24 protein-coding genes and 1 tRNA gene are annotated in these 26,420 nt (G+C 61.9%); 12 read left to right on the top strand and 13 right to left on the bottom strand.

Going from position 1 to position 26,420, the window contains the following annotated elements:
* Positions 1-33: 33 nt before the first annotated feature.
* The 3 genes from clpX to tig form a co-directional block, all read right to left on the bottom strand.
* Positions 34-1,302: an ATP-dependent Clp protease ATP-binding subunit ClpX gene (gene clpX, locus O3301_RS01910; protein WP_010398446.1), complete on the bottom strand. Its 1,269-nt coding sequence runs from the start codon at positions 1,300-1,302 to the stop codon at positions 34-36.
* Positions 1,303-1,502: 200 nt separating this feature from the next.
* Positions 1,503-2,120, bottom strand: coding sequence for an ATP-dependent Clp endopeptidase proteolytic subunit ClpP (clpP, locus tag O3301_RS01905; protein WP_369811567.1), 618 nt, complete (start codon positions 2,118-2,120; stop codon positions 1,503-1,505).
* Between the two features lie 85 nt (positions 2,121-2,205).
* A complete protein-coding gene (gene tig / locus O3301_RS01900; protein ID WP_077409110.1) occupies positions 2,206-3,546 on the bottom strand; it encodes a trigger factor in 1,341 nt (446 codons plus the stop codon).
* A 491-nt stretch (positions 3,547-4,037) separates the two neighbouring features.
* Between tig and O3301_RS01895 the strand changes: the two genes are divergently transcribed.
* Positions 4,038-4,214: a hypothetical protein gene (locus tag O3301_RS01895; protein WP_305055346.1), complete on the top strand. Its 177-nt coding sequence runs from the start codon at positions 4,038-4,040 to the stop codon at positions 4,212-4,214.
* A gap of 56 nt (positions 4,215-4,270) precedes the next feature.
* Here the strand turns inward: O3301_RS01895 and O3301_RS01890 are convergent.
* From O3301_RS01890 to O3301_RS01880, 3 genes are all read right to left on the bottom strand, one after another.
* A tRNA-Leu gene (locus tag O3301_RS01890) sits at positions 4,271-4,353 on the bottom strand.
* Between the two features lie 189 nt (positions 4,354-4,542).
* A complete protein-coding gene (locus tag O3301_RS01885) occupies positions 4,543-7,641 on the bottom strand; it encodes an efflux RND transporter permease subunit (protein ID WP_305055345.1) in 3,099 nt (1,032 codons plus the stop codon).
* A complete protein-coding gene (locus O3301_RS01880) occupies positions 7,638-8,801 on the bottom strand; it encodes an efflux RND transporter periplasmic adaptor subunit (protein WP_305055344.1) in 1,164 nt (387 codons plus the stop codon). The genes O3301_RS01885 and O3301_RS01880 overlap by 4 nt, the downstream gene beginning before the upstream one ends.
* A 289-nt stretch (positions 8,802-9,090) precedes the next feature.
* Here O3301_RS01880 and hpnC point away from each other — a divergent pair, with 289 nt between their 5' ends.
* The 6 genes from hpnC to O3301_RS01850 all read left to right on the top strand — a co-directional run bounded on the left by hpnC (position 9,091) and on the right by O3301_RS01850 (position 14,135).
* Positions 9,091-9,972 carry a squalene synthase HpnC gene (gene hpnC / locus O3301_RS01875; RefSeq protein WP_099664145.1) on the top strand — a complete coding sequence of 294 codons (882 nt, stop codon included), beginning with the start codon at positions 9,091-9,093 and terminating at the stop codon, positions 9,970-9,972.
* Between the two features lie 46 nt (positions 9,973-10,018).
* Positions 10,019-10,852: a presqualene diphosphate synthase HpnD gene (hpnD, locus tag O3301_RS01870; protein ID WP_077403957.1), complete on the top strand. Its 834-nt coding sequence runs from the start codon at positions 10,019-10,021 to the stop codon at positions 10,850-10,852.
* On the top strand, positions 10,845-12,224 hold the full coding sequence (hpnE, locus tag O3301_RS01865) for a hydroxysqualene dehydroxylase HpnE (protein ID WP_305055343.1): 1,380 nt from the start codon (positions 10,845-10,847) through the stop codon (positions 12,222-12,224). The genes hpnD and hpnE overlap by 8 nt, the downstream gene beginning before the upstream one ends.
* 130 nt (positions 12,225-12,354) lie before the next feature.
* Positions 12,355-12,510: a hypothetical protein gene (locus tag O3301_RS01860; protein ID WP_305055342.1), complete on the top strand. Its 156-nt coding sequence runs from the start codon at positions 12,355-12,357 to the stop codon at positions 12,508-12,510.
* A gap of 19 nt (positions 12,511-12,529) precedes the next feature.
* Positions 12,530-13,318, top strand: coding sequence for a DUF1700 domain-containing protein (locus O3301_RS01855; RefSeq protein WP_251348914.1), 789 nt, complete (start codon positions 12,530-12,532; stop codon positions 13,316-13,318).
* A gap of 10 nt (positions 13,319-13,328) precedes the next feature.
* A complete protein-coding gene (locus O3301_RS01850; protein ID WP_289905143.1) occupies positions 13,329-14,135 on the top strand; it encodes a head GIN domain-containing protein in 807 nt (268 codons plus the stop codon).
* Positions 14,136-14,242: 107 nt separating this feature from the next.
* On the opposite strand, the gene O3301_RS01845 is transcribed toward O3301_RS01850, so the two are convergent.
* Positions 14,243-15,484: a TIGR03862 family flavoprotein gene (locus O3301_RS01845; RefSeq protein ID WP_305055341.1), complete on the bottom strand. Its 1,242-nt coding sequence runs from the start codon at positions 15,482-15,484 to the stop codon at positions 14,243-14,245.
* A gap of 155 nt (positions 15,485-15,639) precedes the next feature.
* On the opposite strand from O3301_RS01845, the gene O3301_RS01840 reads away from it, so the two are divergent.
* Complete coding sequence (locus O3301_RS01840; RefSeq protein ID WP_289898082.1) at positions 15,640-15,882, top strand: hypothetical protein; 243 nt, start codon at positions 15,640-15,642, stop codon at positions 15,880-15,882.
* Between the two features lie 47 nt (positions 15,883-15,929).
* Here O3301_RS01840 and moaD read toward each other — a convergent pair whose 3' ends face one another.
* The 3 genes from moaD to thrC are packed head-to-tail and all read right to left on the bottom strand — an operon-like array spanning position 15,930 to position 18,902.
* Positions 15,930-16,184 carry a molybdopterin converting factor subunit 1 gene (moaD, locus tag O3301_RS01835; protein WP_305055340.1) on the bottom strand — a complete coding sequence of 85 codons (255 nt, stop codon included), beginning with the start codon at positions 16,182-16,184 and terminating at the stop codon, positions 15,930-15,932.
* Positions 16,185-16,194: 10 nt separating this feature from the next.
* Complete coding sequence (gene glp / locus O3301_RS01830; protein ID WP_305055339.1) at positions 16,195-17,421, bottom strand: gephyrin-like molybdotransferase Glp; 1,227 nt, start codon at positions 17,419-17,421, stop codon at positions 16,195-16,197.
* Positions 17,421-18,902, bottom strand: a complete 1,482-nt coding sequence (gene thrC, locus O3301_RS01825) for a threonine synthase (RefSeq protein WP_305055338.1) — start codon at positions 18,900-18,902, stop codon at positions 17,421-17,423. The genes glp and thrC overlap by 1 nt, the downstream gene beginning before the upstream one ends.
* Positions 18,903-19,121: 219 nt before the next feature.
* On the opposite strand from thrC, the gene O3301_RS01820 reads away from it, so the two are divergent.
* The 3 genes from O3301_RS01820 to O3301_RS01810 all read left to right on the top strand — a co-directional run bounded on the left by O3301_RS01820 (position 19,122) and on the right by O3301_RS01810 (position 21,893).
* Positions 19,122-19,535, top strand: coding sequence for a hypothetical protein (locus O3301_RS01820; protein WP_305055337.1), 414 nt, complete (start codon positions 19,122-19,124; stop codon positions 19,533-19,535).
* A 55-nt stretch (positions 19,536-19,590) separates the two neighbouring features.
* Positions 19,591-21,057: a hypothetical protein gene (locus O3301_RS01815; protein ID WP_305055336.1), complete on the top strand. Its 1,467-nt coding sequence runs from the start codon at positions 19,591-19,593 to the stop codon at positions 21,055-21,057.
* A 95-nt stretch (positions 21,058-21,152) separates the two neighbouring features.
* A complete protein-coding gene (locus O3301_RS01810) occupies positions 21,153-21,893 on the top strand; it encodes an AAA family ATPase (RefSeq protein WP_099664153.1) in 741 nt (246 codons plus the stop codon).
* A gap of 68 nt (positions 21,894-21,961) precedes the next feature.
* On the opposite strand, the gene O3301_RS01805 is transcribed toward O3301_RS01810, so the two are convergent.
* From O3301_RS01805 to kbl, 3 genes are read right to left on the bottom strand one after another with little or no spacing between them, the layout of a single operon-like run.
* Complete coding sequence (locus tag O3301_RS01805; RefSeq protein WP_305055335.1) at positions 21,962-23,362, bottom strand: L-serine ammonia-lyase; 1,401 nt, start codon at positions 23,360-23,362, stop codon at positions 21,962-21,964.
* Positions 23,363-23,410: 48 nt separating this feature from the next.
* A complete protein-coding gene (locus tag O3301_RS01800) occupies positions 23,411-24,376 on the bottom strand; it encodes an NAD-dependent epimerase/dehydratase family protein (RefSeq protein WP_305055334.1) in 966 nt (321 codons plus the stop codon).
* Positions 24,377-24,396: 20 nt separating this feature from the next.
* Positions 24,397-25,617 carry a glycine C-acetyltransferase gene (gene kbl / locus O3301_RS01795; RefSeq protein WP_305055333.1) on the bottom strand — a complete coding sequence of 407 codons (1,221 nt, stop codon included), beginning with the start codon at positions 25,615-25,617 and terminating at the stop codon, positions 24,397-24,399.
* 221 nt (positions 25,618-25,838) lie between these two features.
* Here kbl and O3301_RS01790 point away from each other — a divergent pair, with 221 nt between their 5' ends.
* Entirely contained in the window at positions 25,839-26,414 is a 576-nt protein-coding gene (locus O3301_RS01790; protein ID WP_077403922.1) for a helix-turn-helix domain-containing protein, read from the top strand.
* Positions 26,415-26,420 lie beyond the last annotated feature (6 nt).

Raw genomic sequence — 26,420 nt, 5'->3', positions numbered from 1 at the left:
AAAACCCTTTTTATGCATTTGTCTCGGCAGTTTTCAATTTTCTCCGGAGGCTTTGGCAGTCTCTTGATAAATCAACAAAGGTTTGGCGCCGCTGGTGATGGTATTTTCGTCGATGACGACCTTCACCACATTTTGTTCGCTCGGCAGTTCGTACATGACGTCCAGCAAAGCATGTTCCAGGATGGAACGCAGGCCACGGGCACCGGTCTTGCGCGCCAGCGCTTTCTTGGCGATCGCATGCAGGGCGGCGGGACGAATCTCCAGTTCCGCGCCTTCCATCTCGAGCAGCTTCGAATACTGCTTGATCAGCGCATTCTTCGGCTCGACGAGGATCTGGATCAGCGCCTCTTCCGTCAATTCCGCCAGGGTGGCGATGACGGGCAGACGGCCCACCAGTTCCGGGATCAGGCCGAATTTCACCAGGTCTTCCGGCTCCGCTTGCAGCATCAGTTCGCTAGCCGAGCTTTGCGACTTGCTGCGCACCGTGGCCGAGAAGCCGATGCCGCTCTTTTCGGAACGGTTGGCGATCACTTTCGACAGGCCGTCGAAGGCGCCGCCGCAGATGAACATGATGTTGGTCGTGTCGATCTGCACGAAATCCTGGTTCGGGTGCTTGCGGCCGCCTTGTGGCGGTACGGAAGCCATCGTGCCTTCGATGAGTTTCAGCAAGGCTTGCTGCACGCCCTCGCCCGACACGTCGCGCGTGATGGACGGATTGTCGGACTTGCGCGAGATCTTGTCGATTTCATCGATATAGACGATGCCGCGCTGGGCTTTCTCGACGTCATAGTTGCAGCTTTGCAGCAGCTTCTGGATGATGTTTTCCACGTCTTCACCCACGTAACCGGCTTCGGTCAGGGTGGTGGCGTCGGCGATCACGAACGGCACGTTGAGCATGCGCGCCAGGGTCTGCGCCAGCAGGGTCTTGCCCGAGCCGGTAGGACCGACCAGCAAGATGTTGCTCTTGGCCAGTTCGATGTCGTCTTTCTTGCCCAGGTGCTTGAGGCGCTTGTAATGGTTGTACACCGCCACCGACAGGATGCGCTTGGCAGTCTGCTGGCCGATCACGTACTGATCGAGCAAGGCGGCAATTTCTTGCGGCGTCGGCAGGTCGGATTTGGTACCGGTCACCGTCTCGATGCTCGACGTTTCATCACGGATGATGTCGTTGCACAGGTCGATGCACTCGTCGCAAATGAATACGGACGGGCCGGCGATGAGTTTCTTCACCTCGTGCTGGCTTTTGCCGCAGAACGAGCAATACAGTAATTTTTCGCCGCTAGAGGATTTTTTGTCTGACATAAGGCATTTTGGTTGGAACTGCATTAACAATATTGCAAAATCGCAAGCCGGATGATGGTTGCCGCCCGTTAAGGCAACTCCCCATGGCGCAAGTCAACAACGTGCACAAGCTCCATGCTACCCGAAATAAAAGCGAAACGCCCGAACGTTTGAGCGCCCGGGCGTTTACTTACGTACTTAGCAATACCGGTAGGGGCTCATCAAGCGCGGCTGGTCAACACTTTGTCGATCAAACCATACTCAACGGCCTCGTCGGCGGACATGAAACGGTCACGGTCGGTGTCCTTGGCGATCTGTTCGATCGTCTGGCCCGTGCGCTCGGCCATGATGCCGTTCAAGCGGGTGCGCAGGTAAAGGATTTCCTTCGCCTGGATCTCGATGTCGGACGCCATGCCTTGCGAACCACCGGACGGCTGGTGAATCATGATGCGCGAGTTCGGCAGCGAGAAACGCTTGCCCTTGGCACCAGCGGCCAGCAGGAAAGCGCCCATCGAAGCAGCCATGCCCGTGCACAGGGTCGAGACGTCCGGCTTGATGAACTGCATGGTGTCGTAGATGGCCATGCCGGCCGAGACCGAACCACCTGGCGAGTTGATGTAGAGCGAGATTTCCTTTTCCGGATTTTCGCTTTCCAGGAACAGCAGCTGGGCGACAACCAGGTTGGCCATCTGGTCATTGACCGGGCCGACCATGAAAATCAAGCGTTCCTTCAGCAGGCGCGAGTAAATATCATACGAGCGCTCGCCGCGACCGCTTTGTTCCACCACCATCGGCACCAGGCCGAGCATCTCTGTGTCCAGCGCTGGGTTACGGTTCATACCTGTCATTTCATTTCCTTGTGAAGCAGTTAGGGGAGACGCCCCTTCCCTTGCGGCAAAAGGCGGCATCCCAATACCAACTGGTTTACGCTTGTGCGTTGCTTCCCATCAGTTCGTCGAAAGCAACTGCTTTCGTCGTGACTTTCGACAGGCCCAACACGTAAGTGACGACGTTTTCTTCCAATACAAGGGCTTCGATCTCACCCAGACGACGACGGTCGCTGTAGTAGTACTTCAGCACTTCGCGTGGATCTTCGTAGCTTTGAGCGAAATCTTCGATTTGCGCCTTGACTTGCTCAGGCGTAGCTTGCAGCTTGTTGTCGCCCACCAGTTGCGACAGGATCAGGCCCAGGCGTACGCGACGCTCGGCTTTGTCTGCGAACAGTTCTGCTGGGAAAGGCACGTCCTTGACGTTCATGCCGCGCTGCGCCATGTCCTGGCGGGTCATTTCGGCCAGGCGCTCGGAATCCTGAGCGATCAGCGTTTTTGGCACTTCCAGCTCAGCAACTTTGATCAGCGCGTCCATGACGGCTTCCTTGTTGCGTGCTTTCACGCGGCCAGCGACTTCGCGCTGCAGGTTGACTTTGATGTCTTCGCGCATTTTGGCCAGGTCGCCATCGGCAACGCCCAGCGATTTGGCGAATTCGGCATCGACTTCCGGCAGGTGCGCCCATTCCAGCTTTTGCAGGGTGATGGTGAACGAAGCGGTTTTGCCGGCTACGTCCTTGCCGTGGTAGTCCTCAGGGAACGACAATGGGAAAGTCTTCGACTCGCCCACTTTCAGGCCCAGGGTCGCTGCTTCGAATTCTGGCAGCATGCGGCCTTCGCCCAGCACGAAAGCGTAGCCTTCAGCTTTGCCGCCTGGGAATTCAACGCCGTCGATCGAGCCGACGAAGTCGACGGTCACGCGGTCGCCGTTGGCAGCGATCGGCTCACCGCCGTCGCCGTGTTCGCCAGCTTCGCCCTTGGTGTGGAAGTGCACGCGCTGCTTGCGCAGGATGTCGATGGTCTTGTCGATTTCGGCTTCCGACACGTCGGCTTGCACGGTTTCGATTTCAACGGCCGTCAGGTCGCCGATGGCGACTTCCGGATACACTTCGAACGTTGCGTCGAAAGCCAGCTGGCCTTCGGCTGCTTCTTCTTTCGGCACGATGTTCGGGAAACCGGCCACGCGCAGATTGTTTTCGTTGGCGGCGTCGTTGAACGCGCGGCCGACTTTGTCATTCAGCACTTCGGATTCAATTTGGTAGCCGTATTGTGCTGCGACCATTTTCAACGGCACTTTGCCCGGACGGAAGCCCGGTGCCTTAGCCGTACGGGCTTGCACTTTCAGGCGCTTCTCAACTTCCGTGCGGACGTCCGTCAGCGGGAAGGAGATCGTGATACGACGTTCGAGTTTGCCCAAGGTTTCGACTGCAGTTGCCATGTAAAAAATCGTCCAAAAAATAAACACTGTTGGTGCGAGAAAAGAAGACCCGACCCCTTGCGCCATCACTGGCGGCAAGACATGGGTCCAGCTTCACTCGCTCGCATATATCATCTGTAAAAGTACTGCAAACAGGACAATGGACCTGGTCTACCCGGCAGTGGGAAAACCCGCACCAGGCACCAAACAATCCGCCGCTTCCAGTACTGCGACAGGGCTCCGAGCGTCCAGCCTTGCTTCTAAGTAAATGCAGGGCCGGCCATCATTCGGTAAAGCGTGGCATTATAACAAAGGACTTCGGGAAAGTGGCTGGCTTTGCAGCCCGGCCACAGAGGATACCAGCGGCGGCGAACGAGTCGCCACAGCCTGGGGGTGCCCTGTCTTTACTCTTGCCCCGGCATTCTTTGTTTCGCCAGAGACAGGCTTTCCAGCCTGCTTCGTTCATTAGTATATGCGAACTGGCGCCCCGTCCGAAACAAAGAAATGCGCTCATGGCGAAGATTTCGGGCAAAAAACCTTTGATTTATCTCAATTTGGCCATTTTTCAGGCAAATCGCCGCCCATACCCCGCCCTATCCTGCCGTGCCGGACGAAAAATAGCACGATGGAAGACGCATCCCATGACGAAAACACGGGAAGAACGGGAAGAAAAACCGGAAGATGCCTGAACGAGGCTGAAGAACAACTTGATGGTGCTGCACGTCCGGGCTGGAACAACCCGGATTGGTGCGGATGGGGAGACTCGAACTCCCAAGCCGAAGCACTGGCTTCTAAGACCAGCGTGTCTACCAATTCCACCACATCCGCATTTTTTCACTACCAGCAACAGACTGCCGCCGCGCAGACTGTCGTCTGCGCCTCCCTGATTTTAACAACTCGGGAGCGATCTGGCTACCGCAGACTCAACGAGCAAGCCCTCGGTAAAGCAAAGGCGGCATTCTACTGGATTTCCCAGAGGAATGCCGCCTTTTTTTGCCTATGCCCTGGCGCTGGCGGCTAGCCTTCTTTTGCGGTCGCCGGCGCCGGCTTCTTGACCCGGAACCAGGCCGCATACAGGGCCGGCAGGAACAGCAGAGTCAAGGCCGTCGCCAGGATCAGGCCGCCCATGATGGCGACCGCCATCGGCCCCCAGAACACGGAGCGCGACAATGGGATCATGGCCAGCGCGGCGGCGGCGGCCGTCAGTACGATGGGGCGGCAACGGCGCACGGCCGAGTCGATGATGGCGTCCCATGGGGCCGAACCATCGCGGATGTCTTGCTCGATCTGGTCGACAAGGATCACCGAGTTGCGGATGATCATGCCGAACAGCGCGATGACGCCCAGGTTGGCCACGAAGCCCAGCGGACGGTGCAGCAGCAGCAAGGCAAACGCGGCGCCCGCCACGCCCAGCGGCCCCGTCAGGAAGACCAGCAGGGAACGCGAGAAACTGTGCAGTTGCAGCATCAGCAAGGTGAAGATGATGAAGATAGCCAACGGCAAGTTCGCCGAAATCGACGCTTCCGCTTCGCCGCTATCGGCCGCCACGCCCTTCACATTGATGCGGTAGCCGTCTGGCAACTTGGCGCGCAAGGCGTCCAGCTGCGGCGCCAGCTGCGTCGATACGGTGGCGCCCTGGATGCCGTCGATCACGTCCGACTGCACCGTAATGGCCCATTCACGCTTGTCGCGCCAGACGACGCCCGGTTCCCACACGAAATGCGCGCGGGCCAGTTGCGAGATGGGCACGGACTTGCCTGTCGCCGTCGGAATATTCGTGTCATTCAACACGGAAATCGTCGCCCGCTCTTCCAGCGGCTGGCGCACCTGGATATCGATCAGCTTATTGTCTTCGCGGAACTGGCCGATGACCGTGCCCGACAAAATCGTATTGGCCGCCTGCATCACCGTTTTCGACGTGACGCCCAGCGCGCGCATCTTGTCCTGGTCCAGGTCCAGACGCAATACTTTCACCGATTCATTCCAGTTGTCGTTCACGCCCAAGGTGTTCGGATTGGCGCGCATGATGTCCTTGACCTGGTCGGCGATAGCGCGCACACCGGCCACTTCCGGTCCCGTGACGCGGAATTGCACGGGATACGGCACGGGCGGCCCGTTCGGCAACAGTTTGACGCGGCCCCGCACTTCCGGGAAATCTTTCTTGAAGACATCGACGATTTGCTGGCGCAAGCGTTCGCGATCGGCCAGGCTCTTCGGCAAGACCACCACTTGCGACACGTTGGTCTGCGGGAAGATCTGATCCAGCGGCAAGTAGAAACGGGGGCTGCCCGTGCCAACATAGCTGGTGACGCTTTCCACGCCGTCGAGCTTGCCCACGAAGGCTTCAAATTTCTTCACCTGCTTTTCATTCGCGGCAAATGTCGTGCCTTCGGGCGACCACAGCTCCACCATCAGTTCGGGACGGCTGGAATCGGGGAAGAATTGCTTTTCAATAAAGTTAAAGCCGTAGATGCCCAGCGCAAAGATGGCAAGGGTGGCGGCAATCGTCGTCTTGCGCCATTCCACGCACCAGGTGACGGCGCGGCGGAAGCGGCGGAAGTTCGGCGTATCGAACAATTCATGGTCGTTATGCGCGTGCGGTTTGACTTTCAGCAAGACATAGCCGATGTAGGGCGTGAAGACGACGGCCACCACCCACGAAATGATCAGGGCCAGCGCATTGACGGAGAACAAGGAGAACGTGTATTCACCGGCGGCCGACTTGGCCAGGCCGATGGGCAAGAAGCCCGCCACCGTGATCAGGGTGCCCGTCAGCATGGGCATGGCCGTCGACGTATAGGCGAACGTGGCCGCGTCGAAGCGCGACATGCCCTCTTCCATCTTGCGCACCATCATCTCGACGGCGATGATGGCGTCATCGACCAGCAAGCCCAGCGCGATGATCAGGGCGCCCAGCGAAATCTTGTGCAAGTCGATGTCGAGCAGGCGCATGAACAGGAAGGTGACGGCCAGCACCAGCGGGATGGTCAGCGCCACCACCAGGCCGGGACGCACGTCGATGCGCAGCGGTTTCGTGTGCAAGCCCAGCGCGACAAAGCTGACGGCCAGCACGATCAGAATCGCTTCGACCAGGGTATGCACGAACTCGCCCACGGAGGCGGACACGGCTTCCGGCTGGTTCGACACGCGCTGCAGTTCTATGCCGACCGGCAACTCGCTCTTCATGCGCGTGACCGTTGCCTGCAAGGCCTTGCCCATGTCGATGATATTGCCGCCCTTTTCCATCGACACGCCCAGGCCGATCACTTCCTTGCCGTTGAAACGCATCTTGTCCTTCGGCGGATCGATGAGTTCACGTTTCACGGTAGCAAAATCACCGAGGCGGAAGGTGGTGCCGTTGGCGCGCAATTCCAGGTTTTCCAGGTCCTTGACGGTCAGCATGGCGCCCGTCACGCGCACTTGCAGATTGTCCGTCGGCGTCACCAGCACGCCCGTGGCGTTGATGCTGTTTTGCGCGGACAGTTGCTGCACGATGGCGTCGAAAGGAATGCCCAGCTGGGCAAATTTCTTGTGCGAAAAGACGATATTGATCTTTTCATCTTGCACGCCGAACAGTTCCACCTTCGATACCTGTCCCACGGCCAGCAATTCCTGGCGCACCTTGTCCGCGTAATCCTTCATTTCCGCGTACGTAAAACCGTCGCCGGACAGGGCGAAGATGGAGCCATACGTATCGCCGAACTCGTCATTGAAGAACGGGCCCACGACGCCGGCCGGCAAGGTGCCCTGGATGTCGCCGATCTTCTTGCGCACCTGGTACCAGGCGGCGGCCGTTTCCTTGGGCGGCGCCGATTCGCGCAGTTCCAGCAGGATCAGGGTTTCGCCCGGCTTCGAATAGCTGGTGATTTCGTCGATGTACGGCGTTTCCTGCAGTTTCTTTTCCAGCTTGTCCGTCACCTGCTCGGCCATCTGCAAGGCCGTGGCGCCGGGCCAGTACGCTTGCAGCACCATGGCGCGGAAAGTAAACGGAGGATCTTCATCCTGGCCCAGGCTGGCGTAGCTGAGCATGCCGCCGATCAGCAGCACGGCCATCAGATAGCGCGTCAGCGGGATGTGTTCGAGCGCCCAGCGCGACAGATTGAAGCCGCCCTTCATTTGGCCGCACCCACGCTGACGGCGGCGGCACCGGCGGCAGGCTTGCTGGCCAGTTCGGCGCCGAGGATGGTCACTTTCTGGCCCGGCTTGAGCAGGTTGACGCCGGCCGTGACCACGGTCTGGCCCGCCTTCACGCCCGAAGTCAGCAGCAGCTCATTGCCCGCCACGCCGCCCACCGTCACCGGCACCAGCTTCACGGCGCCGTTTTCCACCACCCACACGGAACTTTGCGATTTCTCATTGAACAGGGCCGTCAGCGGCACCTTGATCTGCGGCGTGGCCGTCTGCGAGGCGAACTGCACCACGGCCGTCATGCCCAGGCGTGCCTGCGGCGCGTCCGGGATGCTGACCTTGGCGATATAGGTGCGCGTGGCGGCATCGGCCACGGGCGACACTTCGCGTATCTTGCCCGGCAAGCCCTGCTTCGGGTCGGCCCACAGGCGCACCACCACATCCTTGACGCCACGCAAGGTCTCGACCTTGTCTTCAGGAATGCCGATCACGACTTCCTTCTCGCCGCTCTTCGCCACTTGCACGACGGGCGCGCCGGGCGCCACCACCTGCCCCACTTCGGCCTCGATGCGCGTGACGACGCCATCGACGTCGGCCAGCAAGCTGGCATAGCCGGACTGGTTTGCCTGACCACGGTACAGGGCCTGGGCCGCTTCCACGTTCGCCTGCGCCGCCTTGTAGGCGGCGTCCTTGCCGTCAAGCACGGCCTGGCTGACGAAATTTTTCTCGCGCAAATCCTGGTAGCGCTTCAATTCCGCGCGCGCCAGGTCGCGGCTCGTTTCCGCGCTGACGAGCGAAGCCTTGGCCTGCGCCTGCGACAGCTGCAAGTCGGCAGGGTCGAGCTGCATCAGCACTTGCCCCTTCCTGACGCTGGCGCCCACGTCCACCTTGCGCGCGACGATCTTGCCGCCCACGCGGAAGCCCAGCTGCGATACGACACGGGGCACGACCTCGCCCGACAGCTCGGCACTCACGTCAACATTACTGCTAGACAACACGATCGCGCGCACGGGGCGCACGTCTTCCACTTTGACGGCAGGCTTGGAACAAGCCGCCAGGGTCAGCGCCAGGGCGGCGGCGGCAATCAGCCGCAGGGCGGGAAGTGCGGGAGCGCCGGTCTCGCGGCGCAGGGTTTTCAGGGCAAACAAGGTATTTTCCTTTACTATGCGGGCTGCAATATTTTTATGCGGAGAAACTTTTTGCTTGTCCTGTGGGCCAAGCCAAACTTTTTCGCACGCGATATCCTTAAATTTGTGACAATATCAGCTTGGTCATCGCGGGGAGCGATTTTCCCCTAATGACTTTCTGGTTATTAATTATAATCGTGCGTAAAAGTTTTTAGTGACTTTTGCGTCATTAATCTTGAGACGTACAACGTCCGGCCCCATTCCAGCGTGTGAGGGTGCCGGACAAACGCAAGACTAGAGAAGTGTGTTCATGCCTGTAGACCATTACGAAAATTTTCCTGTTGCATCATTTTTACTGCCGCGCCGCCTGGTGCCCGCCGTCGAAGCCATCTATGCCTTCGCCCGCAGCGCCGACGACCTGGCCGATGAGGGCGACGCCACGCCGGCCGAGCGCCTGGCCGCCCTGCACGCCTATGAAGAAGCGCTGGGCCGCATGGACCGCCACGAAGGCCATGCCGGCGAGAACGCCGCCATGTTCGAGCGCCTGGCCGCCGTCATCGCCAAACACCAGCTGCCGCTGAAGCCGTTCTACGATCTGTTGTCGGCATTTAAACAGGATGTGGAAACGACGCGCTACGCCAGCTATGACGATGTGCTCGATTACTGCGCCCGCTCGGCCAACCCCGTGGGGCTGCTGATGCTGCACCTGTATGGCGCGGCCGATGAACAGAATGTACGCGATTCCGATGCGATATGTTCAGCTTTGCAACTAATTAATTTCTTGCAAGACGTCGCCATCGACCAGCAAAAAGAGCGCATCTACCTGCCGATGGAAGACTTGAGCCGCTTTGCCGTCTCCGCCGCCGCCTTCGAGCGGCCCGAGGCGCACGGCAAGTGGAGCGCCCTGATGCGCTTCGAAGTGGCCCGCACGCGCGCCCTGATGCTGTCCGGCGCGCCGCTGGCCCTGCGCTTGCGCGGGCGCATCGGCTGGGAATTGCGCCTGGTGGTGCAAGGCGGCTTGCGCATCCTCGAATGCATCGAAGCCGTCAATTACGACGTGTTCCGGCGCCGTCCCAAGCTGGAGAAACGCGACTGGCTGATCATTTTCTGGCGCGCCCTGCGCATGTCGCGCAAAAGCTTGCATCAAGAGACACAAGTAAAAACGGCTTTTCCCCCGTCGCCCACTCTGTAAGACGATAGAATAGCGGCTTCGATCTGCAACCCTTGCTCTTTTGACTATGTCTCCCGACGAATACTGCCAACAAAAGGCCGCCCAGAGCGGCTCCAGCTTCTACTACAGCTTCCTGTTCCTGCCCGCCGAGCGCCGCAAGGCCATCACGGCCCTGTACGCCTTCTGCCGCGAAGTCGATGACACGGTCGATGAATGCACGGACGAAGCCGTGGCACGCACCAAGCTGGTCTGGTGGCGCAAGGAAGTCAAGGCCATGTACGAGGGCATCCCCACGCATCCCGTGATGCGCGCGCTGGAACCGCATCTGGCCGTGTATCAACTGGAAGAAAAGCATTTGCAGGCCATCATCGACGGCATGGAAATGGACTTGAACCAGACCCGCTACCTCGATTACCAGGCCATGAGCCGCTATTGCTGGCATGTGGCCAGCGTGGTGGGTATCTTGTCAGCCAGCATCTTTGGCGCGACCCGCCCGGAAACCCTGCTGTACGCGGAAAAACTGGGCCATGCCTTCCAGCTGACCAACATCATCCGCGACGTGGGCGAAGATGCGCGCAAGGGGCGCATCTATTTGCCGATCAGCGAATTGCAGCAATTCAATGTGACGGCGGCCGACTTGCTGAACGCGCGCCACAGCGAAAACTTTGAAAACCTCATGCGTTTCCAGGTGGCGCGCGCGCAAAAGGCGTATGACGAAGCTTTCGCGCTGTTGCCGGCCGAGGATCGCCGCGCCCAGCGTCCGGGCCTGATCATGGCCGCCATCTACCGCACCCTGCTTAACGAAGTCGAGCGCGACGGCTACCACGTGCTGAAACAGCGCATCTCGCTCACGCCGATCCGCAAACTGTGGCTGGCCTGGAAGACCTGGGTTCGTGGCTAAGCCTATCGTGAAGCAACGCTACGCCGTCATCGGCGCCGGCTGGGCTGGCTGCGCGGCGGCCATGGAGCTGGCGCGCGCCGGTCACCCGGTGACCGTCTTCGAGGCGGCGCGCACCCTGGGCGGGCGCGCGCGCCGCGTCGAGAGAGAAAACACGGTGCTCGACAACGGTCAGCATATCTTGCTGGGTGCCTACACGGAAACCTTGCGCCTGATCAAACTGGCGGGGCAAGACCCGGACGAACTGATCCTTACGCTGCCCCTGCAGATGCGCTATCCGGCCGGCTCCGGGGGCATGGATTTCATCGCCCCCCGCCTGCCCGCGCCGCTGCACCTGGTCTGGGCCCTGCTACGCGCCACGGGATTATTGCGCGCCGACAAAATGGCCCTGATGCGATTTTCCACCGCCATGCGGACGATGGGCTGGCAACTGTACAACGATTGCACGGTCAACGAATTGCTGCAGCGCTTCGACCAGACGGACCGCCTGAACCGGCTGATGTGGCACCCGCTGTGCCTGGCTGCATTAAATACCCCGCCCGAGCGCGCCTCGGCCCGCGTCTTCCTCAACGTGCTGCGCGACAGCCTGGGCGCCAGCCGCCGCCGCGCCTCCGACATGCTGGTCCCGAAGGCGGACCTGAGCAGCGTCTTGCCCGACGCGGCCGCCCGCTATGTGGCACAACATGGCGGCGCAGTGCGCACGGGCGCCAAGGTGGCCGCCCTGCAGGCGCTGCCCGACTGCCGCTGGCGGCTCGATGACGGCGTCGACGATGGAGATATCTTTGACGGCGTCATCGTCGCCACCTCGTCCGTGCAAGCGGCCGGCCTGCTGCAAGGCTTGCAGGACGCGCGCCTCGATAACGTTATTGCCAAAATGCAAGCCTTCACGCCGGAAGCGATCAGCACCTGCTACCTGCAATACGACGCCTCGGTGCGCCTGGACTTGCCGTTCTACGCCCTCGTCGATACGCCGGCGAACCGGCACTGGGGCCAGTTCGTCTTCGACCGGGGCCAGCTCGACAGCAAACAGGCCGGCTTGCTGGCCGTCGTCATCAGCGCTTCCGGCCCTGCCGCCGAGCAAGGCCACGGGCCGCTGGCGCAAGCCATCGCGGCCCAGCTGGCGCAGGTCTTGCAGCGCCCTGCCCTGGCCCAGCCCCTGTGGACCCAGCTGATCACGGAAAAGCGCGCCACGTTCGCCTGCACGCCGGACCTGGCGCGCCCCGGCAACGCCAGCGGCGTGCCGGGCCTGCTGCTGGCCGGCGACTACACAGCGAATGACGACCGGACACAAGACTATCCGGCCACCATCGAGGCGGCCGTGCGCAGCGGCGTGGCGGCCGCCAAGGTCGTCACCACGGGCAAAGCGGCAAAGTAGACTTGACGGTGCATCCTCCCCTGGCGTCGCTCGCCCCCGCGAAATTGCATTCTGTCGCACCGCGCTGGTGCGCTCGCGTGCGCTTGGGTACAGTCTGATCATCGACAACGGCCATGCCACGGGGAATACCATGCACACCACCTTGCACTTGAAAAACAGCTTGAAAGCCCTGGCGCTGCTGGCGGGTGTGGCGCTGGCCACCTTGATCGTCATGCAGGTACAGCAGGCGCCACAGGCACCGTTGCTGCTGAGCCAGGCAAGCATGTTGCTGCCGGCAGTGGGCTGAAGCGGCGGACAGGAAAAATATGATGAACAAGCAAGATTATCTCGACGCGCTGCGGCGCGCACTGGCAGGCTTGCCACCGGACTTGGTGGCCAAGACCCTCGATTATTACGAACAGACCTTCATCGAAGGCGCTGCGGCCGGCCGCAGCGAGCACGAAATCGCCGATGACCTGGGCGACCCGAAAAAAATCGCCCTCACCTTGCGCAGCAGCACCCATCGCCAGGCTTTCGAGCAAAAGAAAACGCCCGTCAACCTGCTGCGCCTGCTCGTCTCGCTGGTGGGACTGGCCATCTTCAACCTGTTCATGGTCGTGCCAGCCGCCGTCTACGCGGCCCTGCTGGCCACCCTGTACGCCGTCGGCCTGAGTTTTTACCTGGCCGGCATCGCCATCACGGCCAGCGGCTTGTCCGGCGCCAACGAACTGGTGCTCGACGGCCCCCTGCGCCACGTCTTCATCCATGACGATGACGGCGGCGAAGGCGGCGAACGGCGCGAAACGCGCATCACCATCGGCGACACGGGCATCGAAGTCGACCACGTGCCCGGCCCCGTCAAAGCCGAGTCCGCACCCGAGGCACCGGGCGCCTCGTCGCGCATGATGGAGCGGGCCGAAGCGCTGGCCGGCGGCGGCATCCGCATCTCCACCGACATGGACCGCGATGCGCGCACCACGCAAACCGTCTTTGGCGTGGGCATGCTGCTCGGCGGCATCGCCATCTTCCTGCTCAGTCTGGTCGTAACGCGCTATACCTTGATCGGCATCAAGCGCTACGTTGCCATGAATGTTTCCCTGCTCAAAGGTCACTAGAAAGGCTGCCATGAAACGCTTGCTCAAAGTTGGCCTGTCCATGCTCTTGCTGGCACTGGTCCTGATCGCCATGTCGTATGCGGCGCTGCGCGCCAAGGGAATCAGCAATCCCAGCAGCGCTGCCGGCCGCGCCGTGCGCAGCGAAACGCGCCCGATTTCCGCCGATATCACCAGCATCGACCTGGCCGGCCCCATCGACCTGGTGCTGCGCCGCGGCGCCACGCCATCGCTGAAGGTCAGCGGCGAACAGCGTTTGCTGTCGAACGTCGACACCACGCAGGATGGCACGACCGTGCATATCGGCCCGAAAGGCATGCTGTTCCACCATCGCCAGCCGCTGCAGGTGGAACTGGTGCTGCCAGCCCTCGTGCGCGTCGAAGTGCATGGCAATGGCGACAGCAAGATCACGGGCTTTTCCGGCGACAGTTTCATCCTGGAATTAACAGGATCGGGCGACGTCAGTTTCACGGGACGCTACAAGCAGGTACAAGCCACCGTCAACGGCAGCGGCGACCTCGACATCAATGCCGGCAACAGCGACAGCGTGGTGCTGGAAATGGTGGGCTCCGGGCGCATCGCCGCCAGCGGCAACACGAAATTCCTGCGCGCCGACCTCAGCGGTTCAGGCGACATCGATGCCGAGCACCTGGCCGCCGACAAGGCCAGCGTCAGCCTGCAAGGCTCGGGCACGAGCACCGTCTTCGTGCGCGACGCCGCCAACCTGACCGTGCGCGGCAGCGGCGACATCCACGTCCACGGCAACCCGCGCCAGCGCGAGACGCAGAAGAGCGGCTCGGGCGACATCATCTGGCACTGATGAGGACAACCGCTCACAATCGACTGCGCGGCGCGATTTGCAGCTGGCGCTGCTCGCTACGATGGTGAGCGGCGTCGTGGCGCCAACGATTCAATGCCGTTGTGATTTCAAGAATTCTCTTCCAGCCATGCCACGGCCTGCTCGCCGGCCGCCTTGCCTTGCGCCAGGCAGGCCGTCAGCAGGTAGCCGCCCGTCGGCGCTTCCCAGTCCAGCATTTCCCCCGCCAGGAACACGCCCGGCATGGCGCGCAGCATGCTGCCGTCGATGCCTTCGAAGTCCACGCCGCCGGCGCTGCTGATGGCTTCATCGATAGGGCGCGGACGCTGCAAGGTGACGGGCAGCAGCTTGATGGCGGCGGCCAGCTTGGCTTCGTCGGCAAAGTCTGCCGCGCTCAAGCATTCGCGCAGCAAGCCCGATTTCACGCCCTTGATGCCCAGGCGGCTGTTCAGGTGGCTGGACATGGAGCGGGCGCCGCGCGGGCGCGTCACTTCCGCGAACACGCGTTCATGACTGTGGTCGGGCGCCAGGTCGAGCCAGATGGTGGTGCTGCCCTCGGCGGCGATCTGCTCGCGCAGCGCGGCCGACAGCGCGTAGATCAGGCTGCCCTCGACGCCGCCCGCCGTGATGACGAACTGGCCCTGGCGCCTGATCGTCAAGCCATCGATATCGCGCGCCGTGATGGCCACGGTGGTCAGCGGCTCGCCCGCATGACGGCTGCGGAAATACTCGCTCCAGTCCACATCGAAGCCGCAATTGGCCGGCGCCAGGGGCGTCACGGCCACGCCGCGCCCTTGCAGCAGCGGCACCCAGGCGCCGTCCGATCCCAGCCGCGCCCAGCTGCCGCCGCCCAGCGCCAGGATCACGGCGTCGAAAGCGAATAGCCGTTCGCCGTCCGGCGTGGCGAAGGCCAGATGGCCGTCTTGCCAGCCCGTCCAGCGGTGGCGCATGTGAAATTGCACGCCCGCTTCGCGCAGGCGGTGCAGCCAGGCGCGCAGCAAGGGCGCCGCCTTCATGTCTGTCGGGAAGACGCGGTTCGAGGAGCCGACAAAGGTTTCCACGCCCAGACCGTGCACCCAGTCGCGCACCTTTTGCGGGCCGAACTGGTCCAGCGCCGGTTTCACCCGGTGCGCTTGCCTGGCGTAGCGCGAGACAAAGGCCTGGTAGCCTTCCGCATGCGTGATATTCATGCCGCCCCGCCCCGCCAGCAGGAATTTGCGGCCGACGGACGGCATGGCGTCGAACAGCTCCACCCTGGCTCCCTGGTCGGCGGCCGCCTGGGCGGCCATCAGGCCGGCGGGGCCGCCGCCGATGACGGCGATGTGAAACGGAGGGGAACTGGTTTGGGTCATGGCGAGCTGGAAAGACGGTGAAAACCCCGGCATTTTAGTCGAGATAAGGCCGGCGGATGGCAAGAAGGCCGAAAAATGATGCATACTGCGCGGACATGCTGCAGCGATCGGCACTTCGACTTCACGAGACAACGCGACGACAAGAGGAGAAACACATGGGCGCAGGATTCTGGATTTCCCGTTATTTGCTGGCCAGTTCGATTTTATTCATCATCCTGACGGTGGTCGAGTACAGCAAGGGCACCACCAGCCGCGCAGACATCCTCAGCGCGCTGGCCTGGTCGCTGGTGGCGTCAGCCATCTTCATCGGCTCGAAATACTGGCGCTACAAGAAAGCCATCGCCTGCGCCACCTGCGGCGATACCACGGCCAGCAAGCCGAAAACCAAGACGCCATGAAAAAACGGCCACTTCGATGAAGTGGCCGTTTCATTTGGCGCGCGGGATCAGCCGCCCGTCACGGGCGGGAAGAACGCCACTTCGTCGCCGTCGCCTGTTACGGTATCGGCATCGCACATCACCTGATTATGCGCCATGCGCAGCGCGCGTCCCTGCGCCAGCGCATGTTCCCAGTTGCCGCCACGGGCGATCAGCAGGGTTCGCACCTCGCCCACCGTCAGCGGCCCGGCCACTTCCAGCGCTTCCTGGCCCGTGCCCACCAGCTCGCGCACGCTGGCAAAAAATCGCAGATTGATCTTCATCAAGACTTCCTTAGTACAGCAATTCATTAAACGGGATAAACCGCAGCATGTCGCCGCGCGCGATCGACAGCCCCGGCGGGCAATCGATCAAGCCGTCGCCCCACACGGTGGACGTCAGCACGCCCGAACTCTGGTTGGCGAACAGTTCCAGCTCGCCCTCGTCATTGACCTTGGCGCGCAGGAATTCGTTGCGCTTGTCCGCCTTCAGGCGCTCAAACGCGGCCGGCAGCTTGTAGCTGCGCGGCGCAAGGCTCCCCGCCACGCCCTGCAGGCGCAGGATGAACGGACGCACGAACAGCAGAAAGGTGACGAAGCTGGAGACGGGATTGCCGGGCAAGCCGACAAAGAACGCGTCCTGCACTTCGCCAAACGCCAGCGGCTTGCCCGGCTTGACGGCGATCTGCCACATGTTCAGGCGCCCTTCCGCTTCCACGGCCGGCTTGATATGATCTTCCTCGCCCACGGACACGCCGCCCGAAGTGATGATCAAATCATTGCCCTGGGCCGCCTGGCGCAGCACGGCGCGCGTCGCGTCCAGGCTGTCGGGCACGATGCCCAGGTCCGTGATCTCGCAGCCCAAATTTTCCAGCAAGCCGCGCAAGGTAAAACGGTTCGAGTTGTAGACGGCACCCGGCGCCAAAGGTTCGCCGGGCATGGCCAGCTCGTCGCCAGTGAAGAACACGGCCACGCGCAGCTTGCGCAGCACGGGCACTTGCGCCAGCCCCACCGAGGCGGCCAGGCCCATTTCCTGGCTGCGCAGGCGCCGGCCGGCGCCGAGGATCTCGCCGCCGGCGCGGATATCCTCGCCCTGGCGCCGCACCCATTCGCCCGCGTGCGGCACGTGATTGACCGTCACCACGCCATCAAGCAAGGTGCACTGCTCCTGCATCACGACGCAATCGGCGCCGTCCGGGATCAGGGCGCCCGTGAAGATGCGCGCCGCCGTCCCCGGCTGCAAAGGCTGGCCCACGTGGCCGGCCGCGATGCGCTGCGACACGGGCAGGCTGGCCGCGCCGCTGGCGCAATCCTGCGCGCGCACGGCGTAGCCATCCATCTGCGTGTTATCTCGCTCGGGCACGTTCAGGGTCGACGTCTGCGCGCTGGCCAGCACGCGGCCGTTGGCGCGCATGGTGTCGACCAGCTCCACGTCGGTCACCGGGCGCGCCGCGCCCAGCATGAAGGCTTGCGCCTCGGCCACCGACAGCATGGGTTTACGTACAGTGCTCGCGTCTGTCATCACAGTCCCGTGTTCGAGGCGATGTACGCCTTCATTTTTTCCACGTCCGCATCCATCACGACGAACTTTTGCGGCAAGTCTTCGATGTTCTCGAAGCCGGCCGGGCGTTCCGCATCCACGCCCAGCGCTTCGAGGATGGTTTCGTTGAACTTGGCCGCCAGCGCCGTTTCCAGCACGATCATCGGCACGTTCGGCTCCAGGTGCTCGCGCGCCACCTTGATGCCGTCGGCCGTGTGCGTGTCGATGGTGATGCCATAGTCGTCGGCCACGTCGCGGATGGTGTCGAGGCGGTCCTGGTGCGTGGACTTGCCCGACTTGAAGCCATATTTGGCCACCAGCTTGAACTCGTCGCCATCGCTGCCCGGCTTGCCGGACAAGTCGAAGCCGCCGTGCGTTTCCACTTTCATGAACAGCGCGCGCACGCGCCCGCTGTCGCGGCCCACCAGGTCGTAGACGAAGCGCTCGAAGTTCGACGCTTTCGAGATATCCATCGACGGGCTGCTCGTGTGGTACGTTTCGGCGGACTTGCGCACGCGGTAGACGCCCGTGCGGAAGAATTCGTCGAGCACGTCGTTTTCATTCGTCGCGGCCACCAGTTTCGAGATGGGCAGCCCCATCATGCGGGCGATGTGGCCGGCGCAAATATTGCCGAAGTTGCCAGACGGCACCGTGAACGACACTTTCTGTTCGTTGCTGGTGGTGGCCGCCAGGTAGCCGCGGAAGTAATACACCACCTGCGCCACGACGCGCGCCCAGTTGATGGAGTTGACGGTGCCGATCTTCTGTTTCGCCTTGAACGGCAAATCGTTCGACACGGCCTTGACCATGTCCTGGCAATCGTCGAACACGCCTTCGACGGCGATATTGTAGATGTTCGGGTCTTGCAGGCTGAACATCTGCGCCGTCTGGAAGGCGCTCATTTTCTTGTGCGGCGACAACATGAAGACGCGGATGCCCTTCTTGCCGCGCATCGCGTACTCGGCCGCGCTGCCCGTGTCGCCCGAGGTGGCGCCGAAGATATTGAGTTCGGCGTCGTGCTTGGCCAGCGTGTATTCGAACAGGTTGCCCAGCAGCTGCATGGCCATGTCCTTGAAGGCCAGGGTCGGGCCGTTCGACAGCGCCTGCAGGATCAGGGTGGTCTGGTCGCCCTTGACGACGTTTTCTTCGAGCACGCGCAGCGGCGTGATGTCGGCCGCGTTTTCGCCGGCGCGGGCGTTCTTGTAGACTGCCTTGGTATAGGTTTTCGCCGTCAGCGCCTTCAAGTCCGCGGCCGGGATATCGGTGGCGAACTTCTTCAGGATTTCGTAGGCCAGGTCGGCATACGACAATGTGCGCCAGGCGTTCAGCTCGGCACCAGTGACTTGCGGGTAGTGTTCAGGGAGATACAGTCCGCCATCGGGGGCCAGGCCGCCCAGGAGGATGTCGGAGAATTGCTGCGGATTCATTGGCGCTTTATCAGCGCGGGTAGACACGTAGTGCATAGATTTGAAGAGTCCAGTTGAGCTGAGTGCGGTTGATCATGAATGGCAGCGGATATTATAGTGCCAGCCGCCGTCCAAGGCGAATCGCGTGGCATTTGCCCGGGCACCGCCGTCCCGATACGAGCGGCGACTGTTGCCAAACGACACACCTTGTCGCACGGCAACTGTATCATGGCCGCTTTCCAGACCAAGCGGGTGCCAACCCCGTCCATGACGACCATGCCACAGCTCATCGACCATATCGACGCCATCGCGCGCCAGCGCCAGCGTGACGTGCTGTACCTGGAGTTCCACCCGAAAAGCCACGAAGAGTCGCGCCGCTATCGCCATGACGAGGACCTTGTCCGCAGCAGCATGCTCGACTGGCTGGACGCGCATGCCATCGCCTGGCAGCCTTGCGGCCCCTACGCCGAGCTGTCGGGCTTTTCGTCGTGGCGCGGCCAGATCTGCTTCGAGCTGCCGCATGACGACACGCTGCCCGCATATTGCCAGCTGCGCGACTATCTCGAACATGCGGATGGCAGCATGCGCCACTCGGGCGTGCGCTTCTACCTGCTCACCCTTGATCTCGCCATGCAGAACGCGGCCCACGACGAACCCGGCTTCTGGGACCGCTGGGCGCAAGATTTGTAGCCCCGCATCCGTTTTGCCCCCACTTTCACAACTTAGCAATGAACAGGAATGCCACATGAAACGTGACGATTTTCTCAAGCAGGACGATGTACGCGGTTTTATCGACTGGCTGGCGGCCGAACTGCCGGTCAAGCGCTTTCAGCTGAAGATGGCGCGCAGCCGCTTCGTGCCGGGCGGCCTGGACGTGCAGGCGACGGGGCTGGAAGCGGTGCTGGGGCACTATGTGTGGAACACCCGCTGGACCGATGCGCGCGGCAAGGCGGTCGTCTCGGGCAACTGGCGCGAGACGCGCGCCTCGCTGGGCATGCTGCGCGGCTGGTTGAAGGACGCCATCGCGCGGCAGGATGAAGACCAGGCGCTGGCGGCCTGCCTGGCCATCCTCGAATGGGGCGGCGTGCGCGGCGCCATCGTCTTCCTGAAGCGCCTGCACGCGCAAGGCCGCCTGGCCGCCTACTTCACGCGCCTGGCGCCATTCATGTCGCTCGACTCGGACGCCGCGCTCGATGCGCTCGATACGGACAGCGTGGAGCGCTTCGACGCGGGTCTGACCAAGATCCACGCCCTGTTTGATGACAGCGGCTCGCCCATCTACGACAGCCGCGTGGGCGCGGCCATGGCCATGCTGTATGCGCAGTACCGCAGCCAGGCAGGCGCCAAACTGGCCAAGAAACACTGGCTGGCCTTCCCCTCGGGCGCCGCGCGCGGCAAGCAGATCCGCAATCCCAAGGGTATCGACAGCGGCTTTCCCGGCGCACCGCAATTCTTTGGCAAGGCCGTGTCGTGCCAGGACTGGGCACAATGGCAGGTCAAGCTGGGCTGGATCCTGCGCGCCGTGCTGGAAAAGTGCGACTGGTTCAAGGCGGACAGCGCCGACATGGCCGCCCGCTGCCATGCCTTCGAAGCGAGTTTGTTCATGCTGGGGTATGACTTGCGGTGTTTTGGTCCAGCAGATACGGTTGCAGCCACGATGCCGGCGGTAGCCAAATCAGGAACATTCGGAGCCGTACCTAGCGGCCACCCTTTTTCGACCGTACTCACTTACTATACCGCCTATCGTCGCCAGGGCGGCCAGCCAAGCTCTTCCGCGTTTTCCAAATGGCTTACGAACAACTATAAAACAAAGACGCTGAAGGAAAGTAGTGCAAACAGCTATTGTTTTCCCTTGGCAAAGGGCGAATTCGGCCTCCATGAACGATCAGTTGCTGACCTGGAGTGCATCAGCGCTGGTGGCGAAGCTGGCCTATACATGGCTGTCGGCAGTAAAGATGCGTACAAGGAAAGTGACGAACGCGAACACATTTGTCTTTTTGACGCACTGCTTGCAGGACGAGTTGCCCACCTAACGGATAATGCCCGCGAAGCATTATTGATGGAGCGAGGCTATGCCGGAACAGAAAACTCGGCCGACACTTTGTATCGTGTAGGCCTCAATGTCGGTAGACATTTTGGCTTGCTCGACAAGAATGGTGCACCCACAGCATTTTATAACGACTACTTCGGCAACTGCCTGAACGACCTGTAATATCAAAAAATCCGGCGCGCGTGCTGGCGCGTGCGCCGGATTTGCGCCACACTGGTACCCGTCGGCCCGCCTCCGGGTCATTCATGGAACCGGCCATGTCGCTGAGTAAAAAACCGTATTTGCAAAGCGCCGCGCTGCGCCCTGACGCCGTCGTCGACCTTGACCACTATCCATTCACCATTCCCGCCATCCGCGACTTCGTGCACATGGACTTTCATCGCGACGTGACGTTTTTCGTGGGCGAGAATGGCAGCGGCAAGTCGACCATGCTCGAAGCGCTGGCCGTGGCCCTCGGTTTTGGCAAGGATGGCGGCACGCGCAACGTGCGCATCGCCCTGCCGTCGGACGAGGAATCGGGCTTGCACGCGCACTTGCGCCTGAGCAAGAGTTATAAAAAACCCGAGGACAGCTATTTCCTGCGCGCCGAAAGCTTTTTCAACGTCGCCACCTACATGGACGACATGCCGGAATACCTGGCCAGCTATGGCGGCAAGTCGCTGCACGCGCAATCGCACGGCGAAGCGTTCATGGCCACCCTGATCAACAAGCTGCGGGGAAAAGGCTTGTACCTGCTGGACGAACCCGAGGCGGCCCTGTCGCCCAGCCGCCAGATGGCAGCATTATCCGTGATCCACCAGCTGGTGCAGGACGACTCGCAATTGATCATCGCCACCCATTCGCCCATCCTGCTGGCCTATCCGAATGCGAAAATCCTCAGTTTTACGGGCGGCGGCATCCACGAAGTGGCGTATGAAGACACGGAACACTACGCCGTGACGCGCGATTTCCTGAATAACTACCCGAGAAGGCTGGAGCAGCTGTTTGAGGAGGAGTAAGGCTGTCGGCTTGCGCACTGCGGCAAGCCGACATACACGATGTTAGGGAATCGTACGGGACGTCGCCGTCAGCAAGCGGCGTGGTTCACGGTAATCACGTGCACGGCCAGCCCGCCCAGCGACGTTTCCTTGTACTTGTCCTGCATGTCCGCGCCCGTCTGGCGCATGGTTTCGATGACTTCGTCGAGGCTGACGAAGTGCGTGCCGTCGCCCTTCAGCGCCAGCGAGGCGGCCGTGATGGCTTTCACGGCGCCCATGCCGTTGCGCTCGATGCAGGGAATCTGCACCAGGCCGCCGATCGGGTCGCACGTCATGCCCAGGTGGTGCTCGATGCCGATTTCGGCCGCATTCTCGATTTGCTCATTGGTGCCGCCCAGGGCCGCCACCAGGCCGGCCGCCGCCATGGCGCAGGCCACGCCCACTTCGCCCTGGCAACCCACTTCGGCGCCCGAGATCGAGGCATTGCGTTTGCACAACATGCCGATGGCGGCCGCCGTCAGCATGAAGCGGCGCACGCCGCCGACCGGGTCGCTGGGACGGCAATCCTGCGCGTAGTAGCGCAGCACGGCCGGGATGATGCCGGCGGCGCCGTTGGTCGGCGCCGTCACCACGCGGCCGCCCGCCGCGTTTTCCTCGTTGACGGCCATCGCGTACAGGCTGACCAGGTGCACGGCGTCGTGCGGCAAGTCGTTGGCGCGGTTATCGGATGCTTTCGCTTCCTGCGCCAGGCGCCACAATTTTGCGGCGCGGCGCTTCACGTTCAAGCCGCCCGGCAGGTTGCCCGTCGTTTCCAGGCCGTGCGCGATGCAGTCGCGCATGACGTGCCAGATACGGTCCAGGCCCTCGTTCAATTCATCGTCGCTGCGCTTGACGCATTCGTTCGCGCGCAGCATTTCCGGGATCGACAGGCCGCTTTCCACGCCGTGCGCCAGCAACTGCTCCATGGTATCGAAGGGGAAGACGACCCGCGCGCTGGCGGCCGACTCCACGGCCGCCTCGGCCTGGGCCTCGCCCGCTTCGCGGATAAAGCCGCCGCCGATCGAGTAATACACTTTGTCGACGCGGCTGCCATCCGCCAGTTTCAGGGTAAAGCGCATGCCGTTCGGATGTTCAGGCAGGGATTCGCTCTTGTGCCAGATCAAGCCCGTGGCGGCCGTGAATGGCACCACGTGCGTGCCCAGCAAGGCGATTTCACCGGCCGCCTCGATGGCGGTCAGCTTGCTGTCGACGGCATCGGGCGCCACGTCTTGCGGCGTCTCGCCCATCAGGCCCAGAATGACGGCCTTGTCCGTGGCATGGCCCACGCCCGTCAGCGCCAGCGAGCCATACAGGGCCGCCTCGACGCCCACCACCTGGTCCAGCGGACCGTATTCGACCAGAAAACGCCGCGCCGCCACCATCGGCCCCACAGTGTGGGAACTCGACGGCCCGATGCCGATCTTAAACAGGTCAAATACGCTCATGTCCATGTAGTGTCTCTTTATATTAGTATGTTTTTATGAATGCCGGTGCTGGATTCAGGCAGCCTTGGCCGCATGGCCCACGTCGACATTGGCCAGCATGTCCGTAACCATCTGCTCGACGCCGATCTGCGCCTTCCAGCCCCAGTCGGCGCTGGCCTTGCTGTCGTCCAGGCTTTGCGGCCAGCTGTCGGCGATGGCCTGGCGGCTGTCCGGCTTGTAGCTGATCTTGAAGTCCGGAACCATGCGCACGATGGCCTTGGCCAGCTGCTCGGGGTTGAACGACACGCCGGCCACGTTGTACGAGGAGCGGATCTTGATTTGGGCCACAGGCGCATCCATCAGTTCGATGGTGGCGCGGATGGCGTCGGGCATGTAAATCATCGGCAAGGTGGTGTTCGCATCGAGGAAGCAGTCATAACGCTCGCCGCGCAAGGCCGCATGGAAGATGGCGATGGCGTAATCGGTGGTGCCGCCGCCCGGAGGCGATTTGTAGCTGATGATGCCCGGGTAGCGGATGCTGCGCACGTCCACGCCGTACTTGTTGAAGTAGTACTCGCACAGGCGCTCGCCGGCCAGCTTGCTGATGCCGTACATCGAGGTCGGGTCCATCACCGTCATTTGCGGCGTGTTCACCTGCGGCGTGTTCGGGCCGAAGGCGGCGATCGACGACGGCCAGAAGATGCGCAGCGGCTTGCCCGCTTCGCCCCGCTCGCGCGCCAGTTCCAGGATATTGAGCAAGCCGTCCATGTTCAGGCTCCACGCCTTCAAAGGCGCCGCTTCGCCCGTGGCCGACAGCATGGCCGCCAGCTGGTACACCTGGGTGATGCCTTCGTCGGCGATGATCTTCGCCAGGCCGTCCTTGTCCAGCACATTCAATTGCGCATAGCGCTTGGCCTGGTACAGATTTTTCGTGCCGATGTCGCTGGCGATCACGTTGTCCGCGCCGTGCTGCTGCGCCAGTGCGCCCACCAGTTCACTACCGATTTGGCCGTTTGCGCCAATGACTAAGATGCGTTCCATGCTATTTTCCTGAATTCTTGTTAGTTGGTAGTGGTAGTCAGCAAACCGAGTTCCTTGCCAGCCTGCTCGAAGGCGGCCAGCACTTGCACCAGCTGTTCGCGGGTGTGGGCGGCCGACAGCTGCACGCGCACCCTGGCCTGGCCCATCGGCACGACCGGGTAGAAGAAGCCCGTCACCAGCACGCCCAGTTCATACAGGCGGGCAGCGAATTTCTGCGCCACGGGAGCGTCGAACAGCATCACGGGAACGACGGGATGGGTGCCCGGCTTGATGGTGAAGCCGATGCGTTCGATTTCGCTGCGGAAGAAAGCCGTGTTTTCATGCAGGCGGTCGCGCAGTTCCGTCGACTTGGCCAGGCGCTCCAGTACCGACAGCGAAGCGCCGGCGATCGATGGCGCCAGGGTGTTCGAGAACAGATAAGGACGCGATTTCTGGCGCAGGGTGTCGATGACTTCCTTGCGCGCCGACGTGAAACCGCCCATGGCGCCGCCCAGGGCCTTGCCCAGGGTGCCCGTGATGATGTCGATGCGGCCCATCACATTGTGGTGTTCGTGCGTGCCGCGGCCCGTCGCGCCCATGAAGCCGGAAGCGTGGCATTCGTCGATCATCACCAGCGCGCCGTATTGGTCGGCCAGGTCGCAGATCTTGTCGAGTTGCGCGATCGTGCCATCCATCGAGAATACGCCGTCCGTGACGATGACTTTATGGCGCTTCCCGGCGGCGACGGCCGCTTTCAGCTGCACTTCCAGGTCGGCCATGTCGTTGTGGGCGTAGCGGTAGCGACCAGCCTTGCACAGGCGGATGCCGTCAATGATGGAAGCGTGATTCAGCGCATCCGAGATGATGGCGTCATTTTCATCGAACAGGGGCTCGAACACGCCGCCGTTGGCGTCGAATGCGGCCGCGTACAAAATCGTGTCTTCCGTGCCGAGAAAAGCGGAAATCGCCTGTTCCAGTTCTTTATGCACGGTTTGCGTGCCGCAGATGAAGCGCACGGACGACAGGCCGTAGCCATACTTTTGCGTGGCGGCAATAGACGCTTCCTGCGTCTGCACGTCGCCGGACAGGCCCAGGTAGTTGTTCGCACACATATTGATCAGGGTACGGCCATCGTCGCACACCACTTCAGCGCCCTGGCGCGAGGCGATCACGCGCTCGGGCTTGTACAAGCCCTGTTGGCGCAGTTGATCGAGATTCTGTTGCAGACCGCTGAAAAAGGTGTTCTTCGCTTGCTCGCTCATGATGATCCTTGTGTGTCCCTGTTGTATGTGTGCTATCCGGGTGAGCTCAGTTGCCATAGGGAAAGGCGCCCGCTTGACCGGTGCGCGCACAATGCTGTACCGTGAAGCGCTGTTTGAAGTCTACACGTTTCCGTGTTTTTCCTCAAAATCCACTATTTCGAACTGAAATTCAATATAGTGGATATTACCCAAGCCTTTTGAACTTTGCAAGCCACCTGCCGATGAAAACCAGCGTTTCGACCAATTCTCCGCCCGAAGTGGGCGCCACCCTGCAACGGCTGCGCCTTGCGCGCGGCCTGACACTGGAGGATTTGTCGCGCATCGCGGGCGTCTCGAAGTCCATGCTGTCGCAGATCGAGCGCGAAAAGGCCAATCCCACCATCGCCATCACGTGGCGCCTGGCCAACGCCCTGGGCGTGCAGATTGGCGAATTGCTGTCCAGCGCGGAAAAAGCCGTGGAAACCATCCGCATCACGGACGCCCACGAAACCCCCACCCTGCCCGGCGACCACGCGGGCTACGTGCTGCGCATCCTGGGACCGATGGAACTGGCCGGCAAATATGAATGGTATGAGGTGACCCTGGCGCCGGGCGGCGAGCTGGCGTCGCAGCCGCACGATCCGGGCACCACCGAGCATTTGACGGTGATCCACGGCAACCTGGAACTGGAAGTGGGGACGGCGAAGAAAAAGGTCAAGAATGGCGGCACGGCCAGGTATCCGGCGGACTTGCCGCATACTATACGCAACCTGGGCAAGACGGAAGGAAAAGCGCTGCTGGTGGTGATCCACCGCTAGTGGCCA

The organism is Janthinobacterium sp. SUN211 (assembly GCF_030587315.1).
Taxonomy (GTDB): Bacteria; Pseudomonadota; Gammaproteobacteria; order Burkholderiales; family Burkholderiaceae_D; genus Janthinobacterium; species Janthinobacterium kumbetense.
The sequence above is the reverse complement of the archived record's forward strand: the minus strand, read 5'-3'. Positions and strand labels throughout refer to the sequence as shown.

Coding starts and splice junctions, on each gene's coding strand:
- kbl (WP_305055333.1), bottom strand. CDS start 25,617: ATGAGCGAGCAAGCGAAGAACACCTTTTTCAGCGGTCTGCAACAGAAT.
- O3301_RS01800 (WP_305055334.1), bottom strand. CDS start 24,376: ATGGAACGCATCTTAGTCATTGGCGCAAACGGCCAAATCGGTAGTGAA.
- O3301_RS01850 (WP_289905143.1), top strand. CDS start 13,329: ATGAAACGCTTGCTCAAAGTTGGCCTGTCCATGCTCTTGCTGGCACTG.
- clpP (WP_369811567.1), bottom strand. CDS start 2,120: ATGAACCGTAACCCAGCGCTGGACACAGAGATGCTCGGCCTGGTGCCG.
- O3301_RS01815 (WP_305055336.1), top strand. CDS start 19,591: ATGAAACGTGACGATTTTCTCAAGCAGGACGATGTACGCGGTTTTATC.
- O3301_RS01895 (WP_305055346.1), top strand. CDS start 4,038: ATGGCGAAGATTTCGGGCAAAAAACCTTTGATTTATCTCAATTTGGCC.
- O3301_RS01820 (WP_305055337.1), top strand. CDS start 19,122: ATGCCACAGCTCATCGACCATATCGACGCCATCGCGCGCCAGCGCCAG.
- O3301_RS01885 (WP_305055345.1), bottom strand. CDS start 7,641: ATGAAGGGCGGCTTCAATCTGTCGCGCTGGGCGCTCGAACACATCCCG.
- O3301_RS01840 (WP_289898082.1), top strand. CDS start 15,640: ATGGGCGCAGGATTCTGGATTTCCCGTTATTTGCTGGCCAGTTCGATT.
- O3301_RS01855 (WP_251348914.1), top strand. CDS start 12,530: ATGATGAACAAGCAAGATTATCTCGACGCGCTGCGGCGCGCACTGGCA.
- hpnD (WP_077403957.1), top strand. CDS start 10,019: ATGTCTCCCGACGAATACTGCCAACAAAAGGCCGCCCAGAGCGGCTCC.
- hpnC (WP_099664145.1), top strand. CDS start 9,091: ATGCCTGTAGACCATTACGAAAATTTTCCTGTTGCATCATTTTTACTG.
- thrC (WP_305055338.1), bottom strand. CDS start 18,902: ATGCACTACGTGTCTACCCGCGCTGATAAAGCGCCAATGAATCCGCAG.
- O3301_RS01860 (WP_305055342.1), top strand. CDS start 12,355: ATGCACACCACCTTGCACTTGAAAAACAGCTTGAAAGCCCTGGCGCTG.
- glp (WP_305055339.1), bottom strand. CDS start 17,421: ATGACAGACGCGAGCACTGTACGTAAACCCATGCTGTCGGTGGCCGAG.
- O3301_RS01810 (WP_099664153.1), top strand. CDS start 21,153: ATGTCGCTGAGTAAAAAACCGTATTTGCAAAGCGCCGCGCTGCGCCCT.
- moaD (WP_305055340.1), bottom strand. CDS start 16,184: ATGAAGATCAATCTGCGATTTTTTGCCAGCGTGCGCGAGCTGGTGGGC.
- O3301_RS01845 (WP_305055341.1), bottom strand. CDS start 15,484: ATGACCCAAACCAGTTCCCCTCCGTTTCACATCGCCGTCATCGGCGGC.
- O3301_RS01790 (WP_077403922.1), top strand. CDS start 25,839: ATGAAAACCAGCGTTTCGACCAATTCTCCGCCCGAAGTGGGCGCCACC.
- tig (WP_077409110.1), bottom strand. CDS start 3,546: ATGGCAACTGCAGTCGAAACCTTGGGCAAACTCGAACGTCGTATCACG.
- clpX (WP_010398446.1), bottom strand. CDS start 1,302: ATGTCAGACAAAAAATCCTCTAGCGGCGAAAAATTACTGTATTGCTCG.
- O3301_RS01805 (WP_305055335.1), bottom strand. CDS start 23,362: ATGGACATGAGCGTATTTGACCTGTTTAAGATCGGCATCGGGCCGTCG.